The sequence below is a fragment of the Sporacetigenium sp. TC11 genome (genome assembly GCF_058146105.1).
Map to the genome: position 1 here is coordinate 113,980 of NZ_JBYVNY010000008.1, position 22,538 is coordinate 136,517.

Below are 22,538 nucleotides of genomic sequence, written 5' to 3' on the forward strand. Positions count from 1 at the left end.
AATATAAAAATTTATTCTAAATTAAGCACAAAAAGGTTTACATATTCTTATAAATACGCAAACCTTTTAATATAATATGAAATTTATTTTTATACATCTTTAGTATATTTTACGGAAGGTAAATATATCTCTGCAACTGTACCTACATTTATATGACTTTTTAAAATAATATTCCCATTATGATTCTTAACAATCCCTTGGACAACAGATAATCCCAAACCCGTACCTTCTCCTGTTTCCTTTGTTGTAAAAAATGGATTAAATATTTGACTCAGTATTTCTTTATCCATACCTACACCAGCATCCTTGACTTGTATCTTAACATATGTGCCTTCCCCCAAACTTAGTTCATTATACCTCTGTGAATTAATATACACCCTTTCTACGTTAATTTCTAATATACCTCCATTTTTTTTCATAGCGTGATATGAATTTGTATACAAATTAATCAAAACTTGCTCTAATTGAGTTGCACTTCCAAGTACCATATCGTTGCTACTAATATTTTCTACTATCTTTATATTATTAGGTATAATAGATTTTATTAGTTTAATACTTTCCTTTATAACGTACTCTATTTCTAAAAGCTTAAATTTATCTATACCATTTTCATTCCTGCTAAATTTTAAAATTTGTTCTATAATTTCTTTTCCTCTTAAAGCACTTTTCTTTATTTCTATTACATCTTCCGTTATACTCTCCTCACTATCTATATTTTCTAATATTATTTCTGAATAACCAAGTATAGGTGATAATAAATTTCTAAATTCATGAGCAATTCCACTAGTTAACATTCCAATAGTTTGAAGTTTTTGAGAATGCCTTAATCTAGCTTCACTTTTAATAAGTTTATCCCAAGCTTTGTTTAATTCCTTTAGATACTTAGCCTCTATTTCTAGGGCCTTTCGCTCCTTGTCTATTTTAAAAATTATATAAGTTGCTATTAATATAAAAATTATAATAATTACAGCAATTAGAGAAATATTGATAAGTGTTCCTTTAATTGGTTGCTCAATTTCCGAATAGTCCATTTGTACAGATATAATCCAAGAAATACTATCATTTTGTATAGTTGTATATGCACTTACTTTTTTTATCCGTTTAAGTTCATTATCCTGCCACCATTTTGAGTGGTAAATATGGTATCCTTCCTTTTCCTCTAGTTGTTTACGATTTAAATCCTCTAACTCCTTCCAATCAAACTCTGGAAACCTTTCTTTTCTTACTCTTATTGATTCTATTCCTATTTGTTCCGTTACAGGATGCATTACAATTATGCCTTCTCTATTCTTTATCATTGCATATCCTTTTTTCCCTGCCTTTATTGGATCTATTAAGCTCTTATATAACTTATTTATATTGATTGTACTAACTAAAATACCAGTGACCTCATTATGGTTAACAACTGGCTGTAGAATGTTAATTACAAATTGGTTTGGTTTAATTTCATATTCTTTTGTGATAAATGCCTTTTTACTTTTCAATACATTATCTATTGTAGAATCATCTATTGTTATTTCTTTTTTATGACTATTCTCAGGATATTTATAAACCAACATTCCTTTATCATTTAATAGTGAAATACTCTCCATTTCATCGCCATACTTTTTATAAAAATCCTGCATCGTTACTTGGCATAATCTATATTTTCTTATAGTTTCATTCTCATTTAATGCGTCTGTTATTACAAGATTTTGTGATAATAAGTATAGATTATCGGTCTTATCATTAAAATATACGTTTATATTACTTGAAATAGATTTTGCTATTGTTAAAAGATGTTCTTGTTGTTGTCTTACTACAGTATCCTTATGGTGTGAAAAGTTCTTATATCCAATTAATATCAATATTGGTAACAATATTAAATATATAATTAATGCTGTTTTTAAAAATGATCTGTTATATTTCAAATAAATACCTCCATATATTAAACCCTGAATTTGGATTTATTGAAAATCGCCATAAAATATGTTATTATAATAACATATTTTACGGTTAGAATCTAAGTCTTTATATAATCTCTAGGAGGCTTTATATGGCAAAAGAAAAAATTCTTATTGTTGATGATGAAGAATACATAAGAAAATTAGTAAAGAAAAGTTTAGCCCATGAAAATTATTTATTTGAAGAAGCCTCTTGCGGCGAATTAGCTCTTGAAATCCTTAAAAATAAAGTGTTTGATTTAATTATTTTAGATGTCATGCTAGGAGATTATGATGGATTCGAATTAATTAAAGAAATTAAAAACCTTGAAGTTAAGTCCTCTATACTTCTTTTAAGTGGACGAAGCGAAGACTATGATAAAATTCTAGGTCTAGGCCTTGGTGCAGATAATTATATTACTAAACCTTTTAGTCCTGCTGTTTTAAATGCTCATATAAAAGCTCAACTTCGAATCTATAAAGAATTTAATAAGCTACAGGTTTCTTCATCAAGCTTTATTATTAGAGGATCTTTTAAGTTCGATTTGAAAACTTATAAGCTTTATAAAGACGGAATTTTAATTAATTTATCTTATAAAGAGACTCAGATAATGAATTTTTTTATAGAAAATCCTCATCAAGTTTTTACTAAACAGCAAATTTATAAAAATATTTGGGACGAAACTATTATTGATGAAAACGCAATTATGGTATATATACATAATTTAAGAAAAAAAATCGAGGATAATTTTAAATCCCCTAAGCATATATTAACTGTTTGGGGAATCGGATATAAATTTATTCCTTAAGTAATAAAACATATCTATTCTCATAAACATACCTTACTATATACTTTTTGTATAATCTCATTGCATAATTATTGATTATTTAGTCCAGTATTAGAAATATATTAGGGTATCATGAACTTTAAAATATGTGTAATATCAAATAAAATGGATAAAAGTTCTCTTAATAATCAGCCATATCACAAATAGAAAATGTCACGCTCTGCGTGACATTTTTTTAGTTAATTTAAATAATAATCACCGTGTTTCAAAATCTTTATAATATGCTAAGGATTTTTAGTATAGGAGCTATAAAAACCTCCGATACTTGTGGTACGGTTCAATATACCCAATTCTAAATTTATAGAAATACAAAACACACAACATTTTGTCGTGTGTTTTTATTCAATTGTTGATACTGTTTTCTTTTTCTTACAATAATAGTATACTGGTAATCCTAATAAAGTTACTCCTATTCCTAATAACGCACTTGATGGTGAATCTTTGAAAGTAGCAAATAATAAGTAACATCCCCCTAATAAACCTACTATTGGAAGAACAGGGAATAGAGGAACATGGTAAAGCTTTGGATTATGAGTAGTTCTCTTTCTAAGAATAAATACCCCAAAAATTCCTAAATTGAAGAAAATCCATAAAACAAATACAATTAAGTCAGTTATTGAATTAAACGTTCCTGTTAATATATATAAAATTGAAACTACAGCTTGAAATATTAAAGCATTAATAGGTGTACCTAATTTTGGATGAAGAGAACATAAAACATTAGCAGCAGGTAAGTGTTTACGCTCACCCATAGCAAGTGTATATCTTGCACCGCATGTTAACATTCCATTTAAAGTTCCAAATACAGAAAGCATCATACCAGCAGTTATAAATGCTGCTCCACCTTCACCAAAAAGTTTTCTACATACGTCTACACCTATTCTTTCTGATCCTGCTGCAACAGAACCTGGTAACACATTAAATATAGCTGCATTAAATGCAACATATACTCCCATAACAAATAGTATACCTACAACTACAGCTTTAGGTATATTCTTTTCAGGATCTTTCATATCAGCGGCTAATGTACATGTTGTAACCCAACCATCATAAGCCCACAAAACACCAAGTAATGCAACTCCGGTACCTGCACTTTTAACAGATCCTATTGATGCAAAGCTAATGTCGTGTGATTGCCCCGTAGTTAAACCAAATATCACTATAGCTGCCATAGGAAGAAGTTTACCTATAGTTGCTACTGTTTGAAGCCAAACTCCATATTTAGTTGAAATTATTTGAGCTACAACTAACATTATAACTAAAGATATAGCAAATATTTTCTGCTGTGTAGGAGTCATTGGTATGAAAAATGTTGCAAATGTTGCACATGCTATTGAAACTGCACCACAAGTTCCCGGTGCGTTAACTAAAGCCGATACCCAACCAAATAAGAAACCAATAACTTCTCCATATAATTCAACCAAGTACGTATAAAGTCCACCTATTTTAGGTATGTATGCAGCTATCTCTGCAATAGTAAGGGCTGCTGCTATGGTAATTACCCCCCCAAATATCCACATTAAAAGTGCTGAACCTGTAGAACCCATATTTGTTAATACTACAGCTGGTTTTAAAAATACCCCGGAACCAATTACAAGACCAATTACATACATCATACCTTGAAATGCATTCATAGTCTTTTTAAGTTGTTGCTTTTGTACTTGTTGACTCATATAAAATTCCCCCTAAATTATATATTTCATACATTAATTAAATTGTTTCAGTAGTTTTAATAGAGTCAACAGCTTTCTTTATTCTTCTAAGACCATCTTCTATTATATATCTCGGACAAGCTATATTCATTCTTACAAAGCCGCTTCCTTCTTCCCCAAAACTAAATCCATTACTTAAAGCTATTTTTCCTTCTTTTTTAAGAACCATAGCAATTTTTTCGTTATCTAAATTAAAATTTCTAAAATCAAGCCACATTAAATAAGTACCTTCTGGTTTTGTAACATTAACACTAGGAACATTTTCTTTTATATATTTTTCTACATAGTCAGCATTAGCTTCTAAATACTCTAATAGCTCATTTAGCCAAGCTTCTCCTTTATTAAATGCCGCTTCTATTGCCACTAAGCTAAATGGATTATTTCTTCTGATATCTAATACACCAAGTTCGTTACTAAATCTATCAAATTCTTCTTTTCTTGGGAAAGATACAAATGAAGCTTGAAGTCCTGCTATATTAAATGTTTTTGTTGCAGAAAAACAAGTTATAGTTATATCTTCTATTTCTTTAGACAACGAAGCAATTGAAATATGGTTATGATTTTTATATACTATATCTCTCCAAATTTCATCCGCAATAATTCTAACGTTGTTTTTTAAACAAATATCTGCTAATTTTTCTAGCTCTTCTTTAGTCCATACTCTTCCTACTGGATTGTGAGGATTGCAAAGTATAAACCATTTTAGGTCTGGATCTTTAGCATTATTTTCAAAATCATCAAAGTCTATAATATATTTCCCATCCTTTTGTATTAATGAATTTACAACTAGTTTTCTATTGTTTTGTTTAACAGTATTTGTAAAAGGTGTATAAACAGGATTTTGTATCATAATTTTATCGTTTTCACTTGTAAAAAGTTTCACTACTAAAGATATAGTCGGGATAACTCCTGGTGAATGAACTAGAGTTTTAGGGTCAATATCATACCCATATCTTTTTTTCGTCCAATTTGCCGCACTTATAAAATAAGAGTCAGGTCTTGAAACATATCCAAATATTTTTTGATCTAATTTTTCCTTCATAGCTTCTAATATTTCTGGAGCTGTTTCAAAGTCCATATCTGCTACCCACATAGGAAGTAGATCATTATCACCAAAGTTTTGGCCTATTTCTTCCCACTTTGCTGAATTGTTTTTACTTCTGTCTACTTTTTTGTCAAAGTTGTACATCATAATATAAACCCTCCTTGATAACATTTTTATTTTCGTTATTATCTTAATATAGCAATTATCATGCCAATTTTTATTAATCTAAATTCCAGTTATTTTACACATTTAACTAATAGAAAAATTTAAAAACCGGGTTAATTAGGTTTATGCTTTAACCCAACTAACCCAGTTTTTATATTAGAAAATATCTTTCATAATTTTTAATGTCTCTATCCCTAATTCTGTAATCTGAGTTCCGCCTCTTCCATTGGATAAACTCACAATATTGTAATCCTTTAAAGTATTTAATATTCCTCTAACCTCGTTTTCAGATAAAAATATTTCTTTTTCATTTGCTATTTCCACAATTCTTCTTCGTCCTATTCTTTTTCTATTTTTCAAACTATCTTCAAGGCACTCTAGAATAAAAACATATTTTTCTAAAGGATATTTACAATCAGTTATTAATTTTTTGGCTATATGATTATCTATAGCATTCGAATTTATTGTTTCTTGAAATTCATATTTAATAAAAGATACATCACATTTTTCAATAACTTCCTTATCTAAATGTGCAAGATATTCAATGCAGTTTTTAAGCTCCCTCACATTACCTTCCCAGCTATAATTTTCAAATGTTTTAATTGCATCTTCAGTTAATTGAAATTTTACATCTAATTCTTCTTTTATTTTATCTACTAATAACAATATATCTTGTTTTCTATTTCTAAGAGGTATAGTTTCTAGTGGAAGAACATTAAGCCTATAATAAAGGTCTTTTCTAAATTTCTCTTCATCAACTAATTTCTTTAGATTTTTATTTGTAGCTGTAATAATTCTAATATCAATTTTTATAACACGATCTCCACCTATTCTCATTACTTCTCTCTCTTGAATTACCCTTAATAATCTAGATTGTAAATTTAAATTCATTTCTCCAATTTCATCTAAGAATAATGTTCCTTTATGTGCTAATTCAAATAATCCTACTTTTCCACCTTTTCTTGCTCCTGTAAATGCACCTTCTTCATATCCAAACAATTCACTTTCAAGTAAACTTTCTGGCAATGCTGCACAATTAACAGCAACAAATTGATAATCCTTTCTTTTAGAAGAATTATGTATAGCTTGAGCAAATAGCTCTTTACCTGTACCACTTTCACCATTTATTAATACAGATGAATCTGATTTTGCCATTTTTTCAGCCATGTTTTTAAGCTCTATCATTTTTGAACTTTTGCCATGTATATCACCAAATTGATATTTAGCTTTATGTCCTTTTCCTATTAATTGAACTCTTAATTTATGTTGATTCTTTTCTTGTTCTGTAAACTCATTAATTATGGCCAAAGCACCTGTAATTTTTTTAGAAACTAAAACAGGAACTACTGTAGTAGAAATGTCTACTTCATTTATTTTTACAAGTGTAGTTTTTATTGATTTTCCAGTATCAATTACAGAACTAAATGGTATTTGCGGTATTATATAATTTATATTTTTCCCTATAACTTCTTCTTTTTTATATCCTGTAATTTTTTCAGCTCTTTTATTAAAAGCATGTACTGAACCACTTGCATCTACCCCTATTATTCCATCATCCAAAACATTAAGTAGACTTTCTAATTCACTTTCCAAAGTGTTTGTTTTACCTAATAAAGCCTCCAGTCCTGAACTTTGGGTCCTTAAGCTTTTAAAATGCTCAACAAATTTTTCTTCTTGCAATAAATAATCAAGTTTTAATTTAACAGCAATATCTACTATAGTACTAACATCTAAAACTCTATGTCCTATATCAATAGATCTTTTTACAAAAGAAGGAATACACTGAGCTTCCCCAGGAGTTACTGCAATATCAAGCTTTGGTATATTTGCAACTCCTGGATAAACGGGTACAAATTCTAAATGATTGATTCCAAGCTTATTAAATAATGCTATTGTTTCCATAGTCATTTCACTACTATAATTAACGACCATTACTTTCTCACCACTTGGAATATCCATTAGCTTGTTATACTGATCCATAGTTATTGTTGGATTTAGTATAACAACTTGAGTTTTAGAACCTATATATTTTTTAATACCTACATATATGGAATATAACGATACAACTACTAAATCAGCTTCAATCATCATATTTACATTGTCAACATCATAAGAATAAGTTTTTATTTCTACTTTTTCTTCAAATAGCTTTTTTATTTGTCTAGAATGAGACTGTGCAACTTCTGACCATAATGTAATAATAATTATCTTTTTTGCCAAAAAAATCACCTCTTGTTGATAAATATATCAAAAGGGTGATTTTTTTTCAAATTTAAATTTTGTGATATTTATATTGTGGTCTACCTACTTTGCCGTATTCTACCAATTTATCTATTTTGTTTTCTTTTTCCATATATTCAAGGTATCTTCTAACGGTTACCCTTGCTATACCTAATTTTTCTGCTAGACCCTCAGCTGTAAAATCTTCATAATTAATTTTTTCTATTTCGTCCCATATAGCTCTATATGTGTATTTATTAAGTCCCTTAGCAAAATCATCTTCACTTTGAGAAGCATTTGAACTAGATATTAGCTTATCTAAGTCCTTTTGTTCAATAACATCATTTTTTTTAAACTCATAGTATCTACTCTTAAATTGAATAAGTGACTCTTTAAATCTTTCAAAATTAAAAGGCTTAATAAGATAATCTACAACTCCAAATCTAAAAGCTTCTTGTACTCTTTCAATAGATTTATCTGCTGTAATTAAAATAATATCTATATCTATTTCTTGTTCCCTTATCCACTTCAAGAAATCAATCCCATTTTCTTTTGGAAGATATACATCAAGCAAAATTAAATCTGGCTTTTTAATTAATATATATTTTTTTGCATCATCAAGATTAGAAACTGCTTTATACAAATTAAATCCTTCTACTCTTTTTAAAAACTTAGAGTTTATCTCCCTAACCATAGGATCATCTTCAATAATCATTACTTCAATCAAGCTTTCCACCCCTTACCATTGGTATAATTATATCCCAAATAACACCTTCGTCTATATCAAAATCTATTGTACCGTTATACGTATCAATTATTTTCTTTACAATATACATACCATGTCCTCGCTGCCCTTCTTTTGTCGAGAACCCTTGGTCATATATCTTTTCCCTATAATCTAATGGAATTCCACCACCATTGTCTTTAACTTTTATACTTAAGAAATGATTATTTTCAACTATTTTTATATATACAAACCCAGTCCCATCATTTTTGACTTCATCTAGTGAGTTTTCTATTAAGTTTCCTACAACTGATACAATTTCTTGTGACGTCATATACTGAGGTAGTTTTGTAAGCTTAGAATTTTCATCTATTTTCAACTTAACCCTAGATTCCTCAGCTTTATTATACTTTGACAACAGTAGAGCTGATAATGAAAGGTCTTTTATACTTTCTGTTAATATATTACTTATATTACTTCTTGCTCTTGCTACATCAGATATAAACTGTAGAGCTTCCTCGTATTCTTCCAGCTGTATGAGTCCTGATATAGTATGAAGCCTATTCATAAATTCATGGTTTTGAGCTCTTAAGGACCATGCCATTTTTCTAACACCTGTTAGCTCTTCTGCCATTCTTGTTACCTCTGTTTTATCTCTAAAACTAGCAATAGCTCCTACAACCTTACCTCTATTAATTATAGGAATTCTATTAGTCATTACTATTGTATTGTTTATTCTCTGCTCTTTTTCAAATTCAGATTTTGCTGTTTCTAATACATTAATCATAGATGAATTTGGAATAAGCTCTTCTATGTCCTTTCCTATAATATACTCCTTATCAACCCTATTTTCAAAGTTTAATATATTTAAGGCTGAATCATTTATAAGAGTAATTCTACCTATATGATCAACAGCTACTAACCCCTCATGAATAGCATCAAGAATTCCCATCTTTTCATTATAAAGATTTGTTATTTCGTCAGGCTCAAGTCCTAGCAAAGTATTCTTTATATTGTTTGCTAATAAAAATGCCCCTATTGTACCTACCGTCAACCCTCCAAGGGCAATTAATATTATATATATAATGGCTGTATGCTTAGCATCTTCAATGCTATGGGTAAGTGTACCTACACAAACAAAACCTATCTCTTTCTTATTTTCTGGATCATATATTGGAGCAAAAGCTCTCAATGATTTTCCCAATGTTCCAGTAGCCTCAGAAATATATGTTTCTCCCTTATTAGCAGCTCTATACTCATCTCCTCCAACAAACCTTTTTCCTATCATTTCAGGGTTTGGATGAGAATATCTAATTCCATCTGTATCTGCTACAATTATGTACTCAACATTTTCTAAATTCCTAAGTTGCCTATTTACATAAGGCCCAATATTTTTGTTTGGATCCTTAGCCTCTAGCGCATCTATTATCTCACTTGAATGTGCAACCATCTCAGCTACATTCATAACATTAGTTCTAGCCTTGCTTTCAATATTTCCAGTCATCCACGAGGCGACAAAAGAAATGATTATAGATATAGAAACAAACACAACTATGATAACCAATAATGTAATCTTTGTTTGAAGCTTCATCGTTTTTTTCATATTCGTCACCTCACCCTTAATATATGCAAATTTAAGTTTTATAATTAAAAAGCTTAAAAACACGGAATCATAGAAGACAATCGTCTTCCATTTCTCCGTGTTTATTTTAACATATATTTAATAATTTTTTTGTATTAAAATTTTATAACATTTTTATTATACAGCAGTTTGACTACCTAACTTTTCCATTTTCTTTTTTCCTAGCAATTTAAATGCATAAGAAACAATGAATGGACAAACGATAGCAGATATTACACATGCTGCTGCAACTTGTGCAGTAGCTACCGTTGCTACAACAGCTAATGTTGGATCTGCTGCTGCAACAGCAGCTGGCGTTGCTACAGCATTTCCTGCAGTTGATCCCGTTGCTAAACCAATTATAGGTTCTTCTTTAAATAATTTTAATAATACATAAGCTCCTATTCCAGTAAATGCAGCTATTACTCCTAATAATATACCAGGACCTCCAGCGTTTACAATAGTTCCAAGATCCATTCCTGCACCTAATGGGAATGAAAAGAATGGGATTAGTAATAATTTACTACTTCCAAGGAAAGTTCTCATATCAGAATCAAGATTTCCTAAAATCATTCCTATTACTATTGGAACCATTACTGCTACAAGTGCCATAAAAGGAACTTGTGCAAGTCCTGATGCACCTAATGCAACCAATGTAAAAAATGGACCATCTTTTAAAGATAATATAGCATAAGCACCTACATCTGTTTCATCACCATACTGAGAAGCAAGAGATGCATATAATCCACCATTACAATTTGTTAGTGCTGCAAGGATTGCTAGTGGTGATAAACCTAATACTCCAGCAGGACCGAAAACTTTTCCTACAAATATACCAATTCCAGCACCTACTATAAATTTTCCTGTTATTAATAATGCACCTTTTTTTAATGCCTTTGGCGCTAATTTGAAATTAATTTGTGAACCAATTAAAAACATAAAACAAGCCAAAATTGTTGATGATGCTGGTTTACTAAATAATGCAGTTGTAAAGCCACCAATTTCTAGAAATTGGGGAAAAAATGTATTAACTAATACCCCTAAAAATAATGGAACAACCATCATACCGCCTGGAATTTTATCAAGTGTTTTCTTAATTGGAATTTGCATTTTAATCCCTCCATTTATTTTTTATTTTAGCTTCTTGCTAAGTTTTCTTGTAATCTTGCTACTCCAGTTTCTATTGCTGCCTTTTTTATTGCTTTAGCTACATTAGCTGCAACAGATTTGTCTAATGCATATGGAATTACATTTTCATCATTTAAGTCTTCATCTTTTATTATAGAAGCTATAGCGTAGGCTGCTGCTATTTTCATTTCTTCATTAATTTCCTTTGCTCTAACATCCAATGCCCCTCTGAATATTCCTGGGAAAGCTAACACGTTGTTAACTTGGTTTGGAAAATCTGAACGTCCTGTACCTATTACTCTTGCCCCTGCTGCTTTTGCTGCCTCTGGCATTATTTCTGGAGTTGGATTTGCCATAGCAAATAATATAGAATCCTTATTCATTTTTCTTACCATGTCTTGACTTACTACACCTGGTGCTGAAACTCCTATAAACACATCTGCACCTACTAAAGCATCTTCTAAAGTTCCATTAACGTTATCTGGGTTAGTTATATTTGCAAGTTCCTTCTTTGCATCATCTATATTTTCCATCCCTCTATAAAGAATACCAACTCTATCACATACAATTAGATTCTTTACTCCTGTAGAAAGTAATAGTTTACCTATAGCAGTTCCTGCTGCTCCTGCACCATTTATAACAACCTTTATATCTTCCATTTTTTTGTTAACTACTTTTAAAGCGTTTATTATCCCTGCAAGAACAACTATTGCAGTTCCATGTTGGTCATCGTGAAATACTGGTATATCAAGTTCTTTTTTTAATCTTTCTTCAACTTCAAAGCATCTTGGTGCCCCAATATCTTCTAGATTAATTCCGCCAAATCCTGGAGCTATAAGTTTTACTGTTTTCACTATCTCATCGACATTCTTTGTATCTAGGCATATTGGAAATGCATCAACATTTGCAAATTCCTTAAATAATATTGCTTTACCTTCCATAACAGGAAGCCCTGCCTTAGGTCCTATATCTCCTAAGCCTAATACTGCTGATCCATCTGTAACTACTGCAACTAGATTTCCTTTTGAAGTATACTCATAAACGTTTTCTTCATTCTCATGAATCTTTCTACATGGTTCTGCAACTCCAGGAGTATAAGCTAAACTTAAATCCTCTCTTGTATTAATTTCCACTTTAGATTTTATTTCTAATTTTCCTATGTTCTTTTCATGTAATTTTAAACTTTCTTCAAAATAATTCATTTTAATATCTCCCTTCATTTTTTATGTCAATTTCGGAATCGTTTGCCGTGAATAAATAATATCATCAACCAATAATTATTAAAATATTTTAAACTTTAAAAATATATTATGGTCATAAAGAATATTTTGTTATATGTTTAACAATGAATTCCAAATCTTTGCACACTTCTTAAAAGTATAATTTTCTATATAATAAAATAAGGATTAACTCCTACGAGTTAATCCTTATGACAAAATACTTATTAAAGTGTAAGAACTATTTCTCCTCACCTTGCTTCATAGTGTATAAATAATATGAAGTAAAGCCTTTACATGCTAATAATTTTGATGTTCAATTTTTGTATATTTCAATCTATGTACTTATTACTATAATTATTTTATATCCTAAAAGACTCAATATCTCTAATCATAATATCTATTAACCCTAAAAAACCCCAATTAAGAATTTTAGAAACAAGATTCAACCTCCTTAATGATAAGAGCGCTAAATTTTTAAGTTCTTCGTCAACTGTACCTGTAATCTTTATTTGACCTAGAGCAATAGCAATAATAATCTGGTCACTCTGGACCATAAGTATTTCATTATCATTATCATTATCAAGTTGTACTTTTATAAAATCTGTGTCAATATTACTTGGCTTCATGTATTCCATATCCCAAAACTCTTCGATAATCTTCTGTGGCAATGATGCAATATTGTTGTTACCATATTTTTTTATATGTGATACTAATTCACTTAACGTGTCACTTCCTTCATCACTCCCAAATGGAGCTTCTTCATCTGCACAATCGAAGTAGAAATCATCCTTAAAATGCGCAACGAAATTTGGATGAGAAGTTTTTCTATGAGGCCCTATTTCTTCATCATCAAAATAGTACCGATTAATAAAATCATAATCTAGTACTTCTTTATACCCTTTTTTAATCTTTTGATTAATCAGATTTAAAGCTTTCTTTTTACATTCTTCTTCTGAATCAAATTCCTTAATTTCATATTTTCCTGTAGTTCCATTCTTTCCATAGTTAACAGCGAAATCATTTCCTTTATAATTAATCCACCAAAACTTGTCTGATTTTTCATCTTTATATACAAATGCCCTTTTCATTTCTTTCCTCCTAATACTCTCAACTACTACTCATAATTATACTAACATCAACTAATATTGATAAAGCATTTGATATACTAAACTAATTCAAATTTCAACCCAGTCAATCTATTAATCTTATTTAACTGCTCTTCATTGAAAAAACCTATTAAACATGTTTGATCTACAACTGAAACTGCAAACTTTTTATCGTACTCATAGGCTGAAAGAATCTTATTTAGTTTTTGTATTAAGGTCATATCAAACCAATCATCGTCAATTTCCAAATCCCATCTATAGAACTTTTCATTAAAATTAAAAGAAATCCACGCTTTATTACTATCAATATCAACACAGTCTTCAATGTTATTTAAACTTAAATATCCTCTAGACATCTTTATAAGTCTTTCTATTATTTCTACATATATTCCACTGTCCTCAATACATTCCGTATCAAAATACCATATATCATCAGATATTGAAATCCATTCTCCATCTGATATTTCTATTTCGCTACCTAATGCTATTAATAGATATATATAGGGTTCATTTTCAATATCTTTGCGTTCTACTACATTAAAAATTTCATTTGTTTCAATATCAGAATTTAAACTGACACCTATTTCTTCAAGATTATTTAATTGCATTTCCATTGGTATTCTTAGCTTTTTCTTTTTAAATAATTTAGAAAACATAAATTCCTCCAAATAAATATATTATCTACTCCAAACTATAGTTAGCCACCAAACTCATAAATTCTTTTTCATACTTTTCAAGCCTTGCCTTATCTTGATGCGAATTTAAAAAAGGCTTTCTTTTACCAATTACTAAAATATCTTTCTTTTTTCCATCGTAGTTAAGTGGCTGTTCCAGTTTTAGATATGGGGCTAGTACGGATGAATTCACATTTTTTATATTCGCAGTTAACCAAGCCACTTGTTCAGTTGTAAATAAATTTGTTGGAAACTCTAGCCTTTTCAAACTACAAATTTTAGCAAGAGGTGTTATATCATTATCAATAACTTTTTTAGCAGAAAATATTAGAGTTTTTAGATTTTTCGCAAATGAAAGTGGTTTTAAAGACTCCAAAACATACTTGTTCCATACTTTATCCCCGAAATATAGTTCCTCAAGTGCAGGTGCAAGAGGAATTTCTTCTAACGTATGCATTCTAGTAAAGTCGTCAAAAGAAATACCTTTTAGATTAATATTTTTTGATAAATCCCAAAGGTGTTTAGCTCTTTGATTCCAAAAGAATAAAAGATATTCTACATCAGTAAGCATTTCCAGCTTTGCAAAATCAGAAACCAGAGGGCATTTCCAAAAATGAATTACTTTAAGCTGTTGTCCATAATTTTCTATAAAATAATTAAATGTATCTTGTGTTAAACCACTAATCTCCACTTCCGTTATGTTTGGTTTATTTTTTAATATATCAATATCATTATATGTTATTCTACCGCCTGAGATAGAAGGTTGTACTAACGATAAGTATTTTTCATTTGTTTCATTTCTAATAGCGAAATCTTGCAAGTAATATTCTAATCCTTTTTTATTATCCATTCATTTTCACCGCCATGTTTATACTTCTTAATTATACTAACATCTCCATTTTATACAACTACGTAGTAATTTATAATTTAAATATATACTAAAGATAGTATTCTTTGTAACGCAATTAAATCTATTTATAAATTCTTAAATTTCAACATTGATTTAAAACATAGCCTAAATATAAAAACCTCATTTATTTAATGCTCAACTTTTCTATAGCTTCTTTTTCATTTGCCAAGAAAATATATCCTTTCCATTATTACACTCATATATGAAATCTTTTAAACTTTTACTAGAATAAATAGAAAAGTCTCCAACTATTGCAATTTTCATCTTATAATTAATATATTTTTGTAAAATCTCCCCTGCAAGGCCTGTTCTTAATTTGAAAAAGTCCTCACTTATTACACACTTATTCAAAATCATACGATTACTGCCTGTTTCATAACTAACCGTTGCCATAATATCTAATGCCGATTGAACATCAGTTATCAATATCTCCCTGCTGCTTATAATGGCAATCTCTACATTATTTTCTTTTATAATATCTATATTCATAATTATCCTCCAATGTATAAATAAACTTAATTCTTTAAAGACTTTGCAAGGCGAAATCCAAGGTCGTCTATTCCAAAGGTAGGGTGACTACGGCGGCGATTCATTGCCATACAACCCCTTTCAGGGTCACACCAACCACCACCACGAAAAACTCGATAAGAACCGTATACTTCCTTATCATATACATCCCAACACCACTCCCAAACGTTTCCTAACATATCATACAATCCCCATGGATTCGGTTCCTTTTTTCCAACTTCATGGGTTTTGCCATCTGAGTTTTCTTTATACCATGCAGTATTATCAATATCTCCATATCTAACTTCATTGCTTCCTGCTCTACATGCATATTCCCACTCTGCTTCAGTAGGGAGACGATATCCGTCAGCTTCCCAATCACAGGTTATATCTTCACCGTTACCACTTATAGAATAACATTCCTTTAATCCTTCTTTCCTAGAAATTAAATTACAAAAATAAATTGCTTCCTTCCATGAAATATTCTCAGCTGGATTTTTATCCCCTTTAAAATAAAAAGGAGCTTCTTTTGTAATTTCAAAATATAGATCTTGGGTTACAGGATACTTAGATAGAAGAAAAGGTTTTATATTTACATTCCATTTACGTTTTATTCTATCGTCATTTAAAACTATTACTCCCCCTGGAATTTGTACCATCATTTCATCTACATATCTATTTATTTCATTAGACACTTTTATATCCTCCTAATTTATGCTTTATATTATAGTCTACGTGCCTACTCTACAAGCATTGAAATAGTGCTTAACATATTTTCTATAAATTTTACACTTCCCCAGAGGATCACTCTTACTCTTTTATCTTTCTCATCATATTTTACTTGAATTGAAGATTTACCTATTCCTGGTTCTTTGCAATTTGCCACAGCTACAAGTGTATTTGATATTCTTATATACTCATCCTTTTCAATTTCACTAATATCAACAACAGTTGATACATTTACTCTCTGTTGTGTATCCTCTGCCTTTTCTCCCCCAGTAACGTAATCCACACTTAACTCTTTATCACTTTTTTCATTGTTTATTTGAACATTATTATTTTCCATAAAAACACTTAAGTTATGTCCTGAAATTCTCCACTGCTTTCCAACTTTACTTGCTCCAAGTTTTCCTTCAGTTATAAATTTTCTTATAGTTTTATGATGCATTCCTAACATTTCTGCAATTTGATCTATTGTATAAAAGCTTTCTCCCATTATACTTTCATCCTTTCATAATTACTCTATGACCAAATTATAATGCACTTTCTTTCATTATGCAATCATAGAATTGTATTTTATTGAATTTTATTGCTATTTATTGATATTCATTACCTTTTGAATTTCCAAAGACATTTTTTATGTATATTATGGCATAGATATATTTTATTATAATTTAGTAAAACATATTAAATATATGGTTGTTAAATTTAACTAGATGAAAATGTAATTAAAAACAATTAAAGGAGAGACAACTATGAAAAAAACACTATGTACATTTTTATCCATATTCATTCTATGTGCTTCAATTTTATCTTTAAATACTAATGTAGTATACAGTAATGAATATATTAGAATTCAAGATGCTAGTTCACAAAAAGTTTATAATTATCTTTATAAAGACCTTACAAATATAGGTAGTAGAGTAGATTTTTTGTTTAAAGCTATTGTAACTTCAAAACAAGGTAAAACAAAAGAAGAACTAAAAAACTATTTAAAAGATATTGAGTTTTTACAAACTGAAATAGGCTATCTTTCTGATAATATGAAAAGTGATTATAAAACACTTAAGTTGAACGAAACATATTCACAAGCTTTATTGTTTGAAATAATAATAGCCTCTGTATATGATTTAACTCTTTTTCAATTAAAGGAATATATAAATGCAGATACTCCTGAAGAAGAATATACTGCTTCAACTAGGCTTTTTAAATCGTTAAATCATGCTAGAGAGCACCTTGAAGATATAAAACAACTTGTTCCTCAGTAATAACAAGAGCATCTTATTTAACAATACAAAACGGAGTTACTTTGGATTTTCTAAAGTAACTCCTTATTTAATTAATACCTATACAGTTATTTTGAATATATTGCTATGTTCACTATAATGATGTACAATCATATTTGGCAAATTTCAAAGAGGAGAAAAAGATGAACCAAAATATTAACGCACAAATAACGATACAAGAAGAAATTCAAAGACAAAACTCCTTTGTAGAGTTTTTGAAGAAAGAGTGTGTACTAGTTATATCATTATTACTATCTGTTTGTAGTTGCTTTATTTCAACACCAAAGTTATCTTATATTGACTTTAAAGTACTTATATTATTATTTAATCTTATGATAGTAATAGCTGCATTTAAAGAGCTTAAAGTTTTAGATAGCATTGCTATTGGTTTATTAAAAAAATGCAGATCCTATACTTCAATATCGCTATCATTAGTTTTTATAACCTTTGTATCATCTATATTAGTTACCAATGACGTTGCTTTAATAACCTTCGTACCGCTTAGTATAGTTATTTCAAGAAAGGCTAATATCGATGTTTTAAAAATAGTGATATTTCAAACACTTGCTGCAAATCTTGGAAGTAGCTTTGCCCCTATGGGCAATCCTCAAAACTTATTTATATATTCATATTATAATTTTAGTGCTATGGATTTCTTTAGAATAACAGCGCCAATGCTTTTGTTATCTATAGTTTTTTTATTGGTTTTGATATTTAAAGATAAAAAGATGAAATTAAGTCTTAATTTAGATGATATTAAGGTTGAAAATAAAAATCATATTATTATATTTACAGGGCTATTTTTTATAATTCTATTATCTGTTTTTCATATATTAGATTATAAGGTTACTTTTTTAGTTACAGTTATAATAGTTTCAATTCTAAATAACAAACTATTTTCACAGATTGATTTTTCTTTATTGGTTACATTTATAGGATTTTTTATATTTGTGGGAAATGTGTCCACATTAGAAAGTGTAAAAATATTTATGGAAGGTGTCTTGGATAGTGGTAAATCTACTTTTATATTTTCTATTTTATGTAGTCAGGTAATTAGTAATGTCCCTGCTACTATGCTTTTGTCTGGTTTTACTGACTACTCTAAGGAACTACTGCTTGGTGTAAATATTGGTGGTATGGGTACTTTAATAGCATCTCTTGCCAGTGTCATTTCTTATAAGATTTATACTAGTGAGTTTGAAAAAGTTAATGATAAGTATCTTAGAGTATTTACTTTCTATAATACATTAGGTCTCATTATTATAATTCCTTTTATATACTTATTTGTAATATAGTTTTAATGACTAAATTACATAGTTTTATATCAAAATTTCATATACTGAATATAATGTTATATGGGGTGATATATATGAAAAAATTTATCAATTATCTTTGTTTTGGACTATTTTTTAATGCACTGTATCTAATTTCAAATCAATTTGATTTATTGCCAGATTTTATTGAAGGGTTATGTGGGGGAGTAGGTCTTTCTTTAATATTAATAGGGACTTATACTGAAAATGATCGTATATCTAAGATAAGAGATTATAAGGAAAGCTTAAGAATTAGGTTATTTGAAAACAAGCATTAGATGTACCTAATGCTTGTTTTCAATTCCTTTTTACTTTGTTGATTAATATAAAGCTTTAGTATATTTCTTTTTTTCTGTAGAAAGTAAGTATAATCATTGCGACAAGCCCAGCAATACCAGTAGCTAAATAAACCTGTCTGAAGCCTTCATTCAATGTTTTTTGGAATTCTGATTCGATTTTAGGAGCAAGCTTATCTATCTCTGCAAGGTAGTTGTTATTTGCTTCTTCAAAGCTCTTTGGTATAGCATCTTTCAAAACTCTCATCTTACTTATAGTATCATTCATATCTGCTTTGGCTGACTCTATTGAGGAAATTGCAGTTAACATCTCCTTACGTTTAGCTTCTGTCACATCAATTTTAGAAAGCATTTCACTGCGTTTTTTCTCAAGCTTTTTAAGTTCCAAACTCAAGGTATTCTTTGCTTTTGTAAGTTCACCTATCTTAGTCTTTATATCTGCAGGAGTTCTAACATCCTTAAGTTGTTCTAATACATTTGCAGGAATCTTTGATTTTACATCATCAGGAATCATATCAATAACGGAAGGGGCTCCACCTGAGTTACCTTGGGCAGCATTTGTTCCTTGTTCCATTCCTTGATTCATCATTTTTGTCATCTGATCATAAAGAGCATTAAGCTGTTTAATTCCCTCTTCCTGTGATGAAATAGCCTTTTTCATCCCTGCTATTCCTGTATCCATTCCGGCAACTGCCTTTTTCATTCCATTTATACCATTAGTCACTCCAGCAACACCTGATTTAAGCTCTGTAATGCTTTTATCCATTTCAGGTATACCAGATTGAATACCGTCTATACCCTTTTGAATACCATTTTGAATTTCAGCTATTACTTCTGGAGTATTTTCATTAAACATTTCAGTTGAAAGAGTTTTTATTCTTTCAGTAATATTTGTTACATCGGCAGTCTTCATCAGTTCAACCAAATCATCACTCATCTTGTTGCTTCCATCGCCCTCCATGTTAATTTCTATTTTTGTCATTGAAGAAATATCAGGGAATTCTACACCATCTAGTTTATCCTTCATGTTTGGATCTGACTTAATTTTATCCATTCTTTCTGTCAACTCTTGTGCATATGGCAGTTGTGATACAGTAACTTCTTTTGGTAAAAGTTCCATTACATTTGATTGTACGTTACTTCCTGCATGTGCAATGAAACCTACCATTATTGCAGGTGCTATAGTTGTTCCAATAGATCTTATAAGAGAAAGAGCTGCAAGGGCAGAATTGGCTTCTTCTTGTCTAGTATTCTCAAGCATCATATAATTCAGAGGAGCACCTATGGTAAATCCCATTCCAAGTCCCATTAACATTAGACTTATTACTACATTTACTAATCCAGGATGTTTAGTTGTAACAAGTATTAAAAATGCCGCTCCAGCAACAGAAATCATAAAGCCTAGCATTAGTATACTTTTAGCTCCATATTTATCAATAAGTTTACCAGAAAATGGTGCACCCACTCCTGCAAATAAACCAAGTATTATAACGAAGTATCCACCACTACCTGAAGCTATTTTCATAGCATTTTCGGAAAATTGAGGTATGAATACCGTTCCCATTAAAATAATTCCTGTAATAAAGCTAATTACAAAAGTTACAACAATTCGTGGATTTGTAAAATAGCTTAAATTCATCACCGGGTCCTCTGCTCTTTTTTCTGCAAATATAAAAATAGGAAGCAGTACTATAAATGTAATTATAAAAGGATACACCGATGTACTTTTAACACTATCACTGAAATTAAAGAAGTCTATATTTTTAAGTCCATATAATAATGACAGTATAATACAAACAAGAAGTAAAATTCCAAATATATCAATTTTACTTACATTGTCGCTCTTATTATTCTTCAGTGATATTAAACCTGCGACTATTATAAATATTGTTATTGGTATATTTATATAAAATATATACTGCCAGTTATTCTTACCAAATATATCTAAAATTGCACTTCCTGCAGATGAACCAAATATGTTGGCAATTCCGTATACTCCACCTACAAGCCCTAATGCCATTCCACGTTTTTCGGGAGGAAATGTAGTTCCAAATTCAGCAGTAGCAATTGGAACTATTCCCCCTCCCCCTATAGCCTGAACAACACGCGCAACAAGAAGCATTGTAAAGCTTCCCGAAAGCTGTGAAAGACCACAAAACAAGGACCCTATACCAAATAAGAAAATCGCAGTTAAATATACATACTTTCTTCCAAATTTGTCAGCTAATTTACCCATAATTGGTATACTTGCTGCGTATGCTAGTGTATAAATTGTTATCATCCAAATGCCTGTTTTATCATCAACCATAAGATTTTTTTGAATAATCGTTCTGGCAGGAGTTACTATACCTGTATCAATTGCACCCATAAATAGCCCTAAAAGATAAATTGATGCTATCAACCACAGGCTGCGGCTACTTTTTGTGTCGACGCTATTGCTTTGTTTTTCCCTCGACATGCTTCTTCTCCTCCTAAATCTTAATAAAATCCATCATTTCATCAAAGGTCAGATATTTTAATTTTATATTATTTAGCATACTCGACATAACAAAGAATGATAATTTATCTATATCTTTATTTGTATTTATATTACCGAGATTTTGTTCAGCGAAAAGTATATCCTTTATTTTTTTATGAAATTCATCATGGTAGATATTAGGACAACCTGATTGACTACCGTCAGCCATTTCCCAAAAGAATCTCAAGTATTGGCTTACAAATGTTTCTAAAGATATATATATCCTATGTAACTTATCCTTCATTGGTAATTTTTGTTCCTTCATTTCATCAGCAAGCTTCATGGTACCTTCCCAGTCACTTAAAAAAATTTGATATACCAAGACCTCCTTATTCTCGAAATAATTATAAATGGTACCCGTACCAATCTCGCACTTTTTCGCAAGCTTGCGTATGCTGAAATCACTAAAGCTTCCCTCAAGAAGCATTTCTTTTCCATTTAGCAAAATAGTTTCCTTTATATTTTCGATTATCTTTGGCACATTTTTCCTCCTAATATAATATGAACACTGTTCGTGAACTATGTTCATATTATATTTTAAATAGAAATATATGTCAATATTAGGTATGATGTTTTTATTTTTGTTAGTTCCCAAAAACAAAA

At 29.9% G+C, this 22,538-nt stretch carries 20 protein-coding genes; 4 read left to right on the forward strand and 16 right to left on the reverse strand.

All coding sequences use genetic code 11. The features are described from left to right. Positions 1-89 precede the first annotated feature (89 nt). On the reverse strand, positions 90-1,910 hold the full coding sequence (locus tag ACUSRV_RS12325) for a cache domain-containing protein (protein ID WP_490142268.1): 1,821 nt from the start codon (positions 1,908-1,910) through the stop codon (positions 90-92). 125 nt (positions 1,911-2,035) lie between these two features. Here ACUSRV_RS12325 and ACUSRV_RS12330 point away from each other — a divergent pair, with 125 nt between their 5' ends. Beyond that, a complete protein-coding gene (locus ACUSRV_RS12330; RefSeq protein ID WP_490142269.1) occupies positions 2,036-2,731 on the forward strand; it encodes a response regulator transcription factor in 696 nt (231 codons plus the stop codon). Positions 2,732-3,108: 377 nt separating this feature from the next. Here the strand turns inward: ACUSRV_RS12330 and ACUSRV_RS12335 are convergent, their stop codons facing one another. The 13 genes from ACUSRV_RS12335 to ACUSRV_RS12395 form a co-directional block, all read right to left on the reverse strand. Next, entirely contained in the window at positions 3,109-4,443 is a 1,335-nt protein-coding gene (locus ACUSRV_RS12335) for an APC family permease (RefSeq protein WP_490142270.1), read from the reverse strand. Between the two features lie 37 nt (positions 4,444-4,480). Then, entirely contained in the window at positions 4,481-5,674 is a 1,194-nt protein-coding gene (locus ACUSRV_RS12340) for a MalY/PatB family protein (protein WP_490142271.1), read from the reverse strand. 174 nt (positions 5,675-5,848) lie between these two features. Further along, on the reverse strand, positions 5,849-7,912 hold the full coding sequence (locus ACUSRV_RS12345) for a sigma-54 interaction domain-containing protein (RefSeq protein ID WP_490142272.1): 2,064 nt from the start codon (positions 7,910-7,912) through the stop codon (positions 5,849-5,851). Between the two features lie 52 nt (positions 7,913-7,964). Further along, on the reverse strand, positions 7,965-8,639 hold the full coding sequence (locus tag ACUSRV_RS12350; protein WP_490142273.1) for a response regulator: 675 nt from the start codon (positions 8,637-8,639) through the stop codon (positions 7,965-7,967). Beyond that, the gene (locus tag ACUSRV_RS12355) at positions 8,632-10,239 is read right to left on the reverse strand and encodes an ATP-binding protein (protein ID WP_490142274.1); all 1,608 of its coding nucleotides are present in this window, start codon (positions 10,237-10,239) and stop codon (positions 8,632-8,634) included. Before ACUSRV_RS12355 ends, ACUSRV_RS12350 begins: the two co-directional genes overlap by 8 nt. A gap of 156 nt (positions 10,240-10,395) precedes the next feature. After that, entirely contained in the window at positions 10,396-11,367 is a 972-nt protein-coding gene (locus tag ACUSRV_RS12360) for a 2-keto-3-deoxygluconate permease (protein WP_490142275.1), read from the reverse strand. A 26-nt stretch (positions 11,368-11,393) separates the two neighbouring features. Then, positions 11,394-12,587, reverse strand: a complete 1,194-nt coding sequence (locus ACUSRV_RS12365) for an NAD(P)-dependent malic enzyme (protein ID WP_490142276.1) — start codon at positions 12,585-12,587, stop codon at positions 11,394-11,396. 377 nt (positions 12,588-12,964) lie between these two features. Beyond that, a complete protein-coding gene (locus tag ACUSRV_RS12370; RefSeq protein ID WP_490142277.1) occupies positions 12,965-13,693 on the reverse strand; it encodes a WGR domain-containing protein in 729 nt (242 codons plus the stop codon). 77 nt (positions 13,694-13,770) lie between these two features. Beyond that, the gene (locus tag ACUSRV_RS12375) at positions 13,771-14,367 is read right to left on the reverse strand and encodes a hypothetical protein (protein ID WP_490142278.1); all 597 of its coding nucleotides are present in this window, start codon (positions 14,365-14,367) and stop codon (positions 13,771-13,773) included. Between the two features lie 25 nt (positions 14,368-14,392). Then, positions 14,393-15,235 carry a hypothetical protein gene (locus ACUSRV_RS12380; RefSeq protein WP_490142279.1) on the reverse strand — a complete coding sequence of 281 codons (843 nt, stop codon included), beginning with the start codon at positions 15,233-15,235 and terminating at the stop codon, positions 14,393-14,395. 204 nt (positions 15,236-15,439) lie between these two features. Continuing rightward, positions 15,440-15,784 (reverse strand): DUF4180 domain-containing protein, encoded by a 345-nt coding sequence (locus ACUSRV_RS12385; protein WP_490142280.1) that lies wholly within the window; start codon positions 15,782-15,784, stop codon positions 15,440-15,442. A gap of 26 nt (positions 15,785-15,810) precedes the next feature. Continuing rightward, on the reverse strand, positions 15,811-16,497 hold the full coding sequence (locus ACUSRV_RS12390; protein ID WP_490142281.1) for a formylglycine-generating enzyme family protein: 687 nt from the start codon (positions 16,495-16,497) through the stop codon (positions 15,811-15,813). A gap of 44 nt (positions 16,498-16,541) precedes the next feature. Next, positions 16,542-17,018 carry a helix-turn-helix domain-containing protein gene (locus ACUSRV_RS12395; RefSeq protein ID WP_490142282.1) on the reverse strand — a complete coding sequence of 159 codons (477 nt, stop codon included), beginning with the start codon at positions 17,016-17,018 and terminating at the stop codon, positions 16,542-16,544. Between the two features lie 259 nt (positions 17,019-17,277). Here ACUSRV_RS12395 and ACUSRV_RS12400 point away from each other — a divergent pair, with 259 nt between their 5' ends. The 3 genes from ACUSRV_RS12400 (at position 17,278) to ACUSRV_RS12410 (ending at position 19,399) form a co-directional block, all read left to right on the forward strand. Next, positions 17,278-17,790 carry a hypothetical protein gene (locus ACUSRV_RS12400; RefSeq protein ID WP_490142283.1) on the forward strand — a complete coding sequence of 171 codons (513 nt, stop codon included), beginning with the start codon at positions 17,278-17,280 and terminating at the stop codon, positions 17,788-17,790. 161 nt (positions 17,791-17,951) lie between these two features. Beyond that, complete coding sequence (locus ACUSRV_RS12405; protein ID WP_490142284.1) at positions 17,952-19,103, forward strand: SLC13 family permease; 1,152 nt, start codon at positions 17,952-17,954, stop codon at positions 19,101-19,103. Between the two features lie 74 nt (positions 19,104-19,177). Next, positions 19,178-19,399, forward strand: coding sequence for a hypothetical protein (locus ACUSRV_RS12410; protein ID WP_490142285.1), 222 nt, complete (start codon positions 19,178-19,180; stop codon positions 19,397-19,399). Between the two features lie 55 nt (positions 19,400-19,454). Here the strand turns inward: ACUSRV_RS12410 and ACUSRV_RS12415 are convergent, their stop codons facing one another. Continuing rightward, positions 19,455-21,875 carry an MFS transporter gene (locus ACUSRV_RS12415; protein WP_490142286.1) on the reverse strand — a complete coding sequence of 807 codons (2,421 nt, stop codon included), beginning with the start codon at positions 21,873-21,875 and terminating at the stop codon, positions 19,455-19,457. Between the two features lie 13 nt (positions 21,876-21,888). Beyond that, entirely contained in the window at positions 21,889-22,416 is a 528-nt protein-coding gene (locus tag ACUSRV_RS12420) for a TetR/AcrR family transcriptional regulator (protein ID WP_490142287.1), read from the reverse strand. Positions 22,417-22,538 lie beyond the last annotated feature (122 nt).